The sequence below is a fragment of the Hyella patelloides LEGE 07179 genome (assembly GCF_900659865.1).
Lineage (GTDB): Bacteria > Cyanobacteriota > Cyanobacteriia > Cyanobacteriales > Xenococcaceae > Hyella > Hyella patelloides.
This window is the reverse complement of sequence record NZ_LR214388.1, coordinates 1-4,605: the sequence shown is the minus strand read 5'-3', so window position 1 is coordinate 4,605 and position 4,605 is coordinate 1. Positions and strand designations below refer to the sequence as shown.

At 38.8% G+C, this 4,605-nt stretch carries 5 protein-coding genes; all 5 read right to left on the bottom strand.

From position 1 onward, the window contains the following. Nucleotides 1-346 precede the first annotated feature (346 nt). Nucleotides 347-1,621 carry a hypothetical protein gene (locus tag H1P_RS34990; RefSeq protein ID WP_144876341.1) on the bottom strand — a complete coding sequence of 425 codons (1,275 nt, stop codon included), beginning with the start codon at nucleotides 1,619-1,621 and terminating at the stop codon, nucleotides 347-349. Further along, nucleotides 1,618-3,156 carry a VWA domain-containing protein gene (locus H1P_RS34985; RefSeq protein WP_144876339.1) on the bottom strand — a complete coding sequence of 513 codons (1,539 nt, stop codon included), beginning with the start codon at nucleotides 3,154-3,156 and terminating at the stop codon, nucleotides 1,618-1,620. The genes H1P_RS34990 and H1P_RS34985 overlap by 4 nt, the downstream gene beginning before the upstream one ends. Before the next feature lie 280 nt (nucleotides 3,157-3,436). Further along, nucleotides 3,437-3,724: a hypothetical protein gene (locus H1P_RS34980; RefSeq protein WP_144876336.1), complete on the bottom strand. Its 288-nt coding sequence runs from the start codon at nucleotides 3,722-3,724 to the stop codon at nucleotides 3,437-3,439. Between the two features lie 266 nt (nucleotides 3,725-3,990). Next, nucleotides 3,991-4,290, bottom strand: coding sequence for a hypothetical protein (locus H1P_RS34975; protein ID WP_144876334.1), 300 nt, complete (start codon nucleotides 4,288-4,290; stop codon nucleotides 3,991-3,993). Nucleotides 4,291-4,383: 93 nt separating this feature from the next. Next, a partial coding sequence (locus H1P_RS37125; RefSeq protein ID WP_186376330.1) for a hypothetical protein occupies nucleotides 4,384-4,605 on the bottom strand: 222 nt, incomplete at its 5' end.

The window sequence follows — 4,605 nt, the reverse complement described above, 5'->3', positions numbered from 1 at the left end:
AAAAACCCAACTAAAATATTTTCTTCCTTGCCTATTCTCAACAAATTTTATTTAATGAGAATAAAGTTGAAATCGAAGTATTTTTGGGGTCTCCCTCGGCTTGACTACCATCAAAAGTCAACAGTTTCTCTGTTCTTTTAGATATTTGTACTCAGAAAATGCCCGCGAGTTAGCGATCGCCTTGGGGGCAAAAACATAATCTTTACATATTACATTTTGACGTGCGAAAAGAGAAGTGCAACGCTCGGCATCGCCGAGACCGCGCAGTGCTGCCAGAGGCAGACCGCTAATAGCGAATCATTGTATTAATATTGATTAATAGTTTATTAAGGAACATCATTTACTTTTAATTATCCAGATTTAAACCAGTTAAGTTTTTGATTGCTTCAAAGCTTTGATCTGGCAAAATACTCCAGCTACCTTGAGGAGAATCGTATCCATATTCCCTAGCTATTTCTGGAAATTTATCCGACTGAAGAATCTTTAATAATTTTGTTCCTGATTCGGAAAATGATAAGAATTGGTTGCTATTAATTAAAGTTTGAGATAACGCAACTAAAGCAAAATTATTATGATCTCCAACTATTTTTTTACCCAGAGAGTAGTAAGTTAGCGACCAGGGAATACCGCCTTCTTCTAATTGGGTTTGAATCTTGCTCGAAGTTGATTCAGCAAATCCCGAATGCAATCTTAACTGCTCCATTTTTTCTGATAACTTGGCATCAGATTTTTTGGGTAATGGCTGAAACTGGGGAATATCTTTGCTGGTTAATAACCTATTATTCGATGATGACTCGTTAATGTTATAAAAAATAGTACCGAGCAAAGTTTCCGCCATTAATCCTCCATTTGACTTTCTGGCATCGCTCATGATGACTCCTGGAGGAGAAATATATCTATTTAACCCAATGTCTTTCCAAGTCCAATTTCCCCCAAGAAAATCGGCTAAAGATACCGTATCAATCTTGTATTCAAAACCAGAATCCTGTAAAGAATCCCCAGGTATTAATTGAGTTAAAAAATTGCGCTCACTAGCAGCTTCTGCTGCAACTCGATCCATTACTAAAACCAGAGGGTCGCTCAAAGTAGCTTCATTAAACAAAACTTTCTTTCCTCGCGCTTCCATTATTTCTTTACCTGCTGCTGCAATGGGGGCATCTCCAGTCCAGATAAAATCGATATTTTCTATGTCCGAATTGCTTGAGAGAGTCTTAAGCTGAGAAATCGAACCTTTTTTGATTACGCTGCCTTCAGAAATTTGAAGATCAGCTTCCTTTATCAATTCTTGTACGGAGAGATCGCGAACTAAAAGCTCGTAACGTTCGCCTCCAACATAACCATAAACTAACTTTGGAGGTTGCAACTGCTCGGTTATTTGAGGAACACCAAAGACAATCATGAGGATTGTAGCTGCTGCAATCAAACTATAGCCAATCCAAGTTGAAAAGTTTTGAATTCTGCTACTGAGACTAGAGGTAAGAATCAGGAGGGCGATCGCAATTATGACGCCAATAGCAATGGCACTAATCCAGTTCAAACCCAATAGATTCAGAGCGATGGGTAATACCAAAGCAAGGATACTACAAATAATTCGTGAAATCCTTTTTTGTTTGCGTTTCATATTTGACCCTCTCTGAATGCTTTAAGTAGTTCTTCTTTGGTTTGGCTGGCACTAGATGAAATTATCGGTCGTGCATTAAGCTCGCGCGCTAGTTTTTGGAGTTGCTTAGCATTAACATTTCCCGCACCAACAATTGTAATCTGTGCATTTTTGTTCTCCAATTCTTGATGGAGACTTAATAATTCTCGATCTAGAGGATTGCCAAATCTCCCATCGGTAAACAAAAATATTTCTATTTGATAATCAATTGGGACTTTCAAAGCTGATTCAAATCCCCGATACAAACCAGCTTTAACTGGAGTTCCCCCACCTACTCTGACTTCTTGGTTTAAACTCTGCCACAGTTTTTCTCGATCCAAATTTGTACTAGCTTCGACATTGCGGGGCAAGCTGTATGCACCTTCTCCTTGGTAAACTATCAAACTAAATTTATCTTCTGGTGAGTAAAGAAAATTAGACTTGGCTTTTTCAGTTTCTAGGAGTTCTCTGAATGCAGATAATAACTGATTAAATCCTTCTCCTTCCATTGAACCAGAACCATCAATTATTCCCACGATCCAACGTTTTTGGCGAATACTGGGGTGAAAACTTTCTAGTAGTTTGCGATGCACTGCAACACCAGGAGTTGTTTCTCGTTTTATCTCTTGAGACAAAGGGGGATTAAGTTGCGCTATCTGCTCGAAAGTAGAGCGATCGCTTTCTTCTAATGCCTCAAATACCTCAACCTGTAATTGTTCTCTTATTTCTGGGTCGCTGCTAGTTACAAACCAGCTTGGGGTTACGGTTACGGCAGGATTAACATCGACTAAGGTTACGGATTGTGGAAGTGATACGCGATCGCCATGAATAGATAAAGACTTACCATCTGGGGAATACAAAAAGCGATAAAGAGCAGCAATTGTATTATCTTCCCAATTTTGGGTTAATTTCTCGGCTAAGAATGAGGTGCTTTCACTTGACTGAGCCAGGTTTTGATAAATTGGCTGTAGTGGTTTGAGAGTTTGAGGAGTAATTTGCTGTGGGTCGATATTGCCTCCCAACTCTTCTCTGGTCAACCAAAGTAGAAAGTTGTAGCCACTGTTGCTATGGGTAGGTAGAGTAGTTGCTAACTTTAGCTTTCCAGATTTTAAAGCCTCTAAAACTTCCTTCCTTGATACAGTTCTGTCGTTCCAACCTAATTCTTGAGCCTTTTTGGTAGGAACTGCTAATTGAATTCTCGTTCGGTATAGAGTGTCGGAATTGTTAACCCAGTTGGCATCAGGACATAATATAGAAGCCCACATCTCATCGGCAATGGCGATCGCATCTAATTGTCCTTCACAGGCAAGTTTGGTTAAAGAAACCGAACCTTTGGTCATAATTTCTGGAGTCCCGCCCGTAGCGAGTTTGGTTAATTGGCTGATAGAGTCTTCTAAGATGAGATTCTCAGAAGATATGCCAATAGTTATTTGTTGTTTCGGGTAGTTAGTGCAGCTAGCTATTATGATTCCAATTCCAACTACACAGCCTAGTACGATTTTTGGCTGAATTTTCATTTTATTGATTAATTATTACCTATCTCTTTATATTTTGAATTTTTGAGGATTCTTGATTTAGAATAACCCAGCAATCGTCGCAGTACTCCCACCAAGAACCACTTCCTCCGAAACACCAGGGAACTATGAAGAGGAGCAGCCCTTACACTCATAATATTTATTTTCTGATTCACACTCGCCACAAAAACATTCAACTGGTGATGTGAATCTGGTTAAATTCAAAGTTTTTGGGTTAATCTTTTGGCTGCTTTTTTCATCTTTTTTCATCTTTTTTCATCTTTTATTTAATTGGTTTTAAACGATAAAAATCAGCATAGAAAGCATTATGTAAGCCTTCATAGCGGTTTTCATCTTCTTCAGCTACTTTCGTATCCATGAGAGTTAAATTATTATCTAAACCTTCGCTCAAAGGAATGAGACAATCTTCGTTTTCCAATCCACTATCTCTAATAGATTCCATTAATTCTCCATGAACAAAGCAATAACAGTCTTGAGTTTCGTACAGATAATCAATTAATTGTTGGCAATTTAAACAAATTTTGTAATAATGCCATTCGCCTTCAGACAAACTCTCGGTAACTAAATACCTAGTTACCGAGAGTTATTGTTTGGAAACATTCACCACACTGATGCTGCTTGATTGCTTTTCTGATTTGAGAGCGATAAACTGAGGGCTGATTTTCGCAATAACACATATTGCCTACAGTACATTCTGCTGGATTTCTGGAAAAGCCATGATTTCAGGCAGAGTCTCTGGTGTCGAGGTTAAGGGCTTAACGTAAATTAATACTATGTATATACTCATAATGTATTGTTTGGTGAAGAGGATTGGAATTAATGGCGACGAGAGTTGAGGAAAGATGGTAACTCGACAGTTTTAGTTTTGGGAGAAGATTGCTCGATCAATTCAGAAGTCAGTCTTTGATTATCCGCTTGAAGGCTTCTATTATCAGCAAGAAGACTCTCACAAATTCTTTCGAGAAATTTGATTTCTCTGGAGAGATTGAGAAAATCTTCATAGATGCCCAAAGCCTTTTCTGTTGCTAGCTCTGGGTTTTTCTTTAAGAAACGCTTGAGTCGAAGAAGTTCAAATTCGAGTGAGAGAGGGGTTTCTGGTTGATTGTCTTGAGTCATGATATTTAATCGATAGAAGTAATCGAGCCAAAGTGAAGTAGAGAAAAGCCAATCAAGTAATTCTTGGGCGAGATTGGCTATAAATTCAGTGGTCTAGAACTCGCCAATCGGGTTGATAATGTGGGATTGGTCGTAGTGACAAATTTCATCCTCTCTCACCCAGATTAAGTAAGTTAGAGGCTTGGTCGTAGTGGCGAGTAAAAACTCCCAGTCAGTCTCAGACAAATAAGTCTCGGTGGTTTTATAGCGATTAGAGTTGTATCTTTTGCCGACGACGATGAAAGTTGACCATTGGCTATGGTCTTTGGCAGAGTC

Bases quoted from the DNA above. Each gene is read 5' to 3' on its own strand.
- H1P_RS34985 (WP_144876339.1), bottom strand. From the start codon at position 3,156: ATGAAAATTCAGCCAAAAATCGTACTAGGCTGTGTAGTTGGAATTGGA.
- H1P_RS34975 (WP_144876334.1), bottom strand. From the start codon at position 4,290: ATGACTCAAGACAATCAACCAGAAACCCCTCTCTCACTCGAATTTGAA.
- H1P_RS34990 (WP_144876341.1), bottom strand. From the start codon at position 1,621: ATGAAACGCAAACAAAAAAGGATTTCACGAATTATTTGTAGTATCCTT.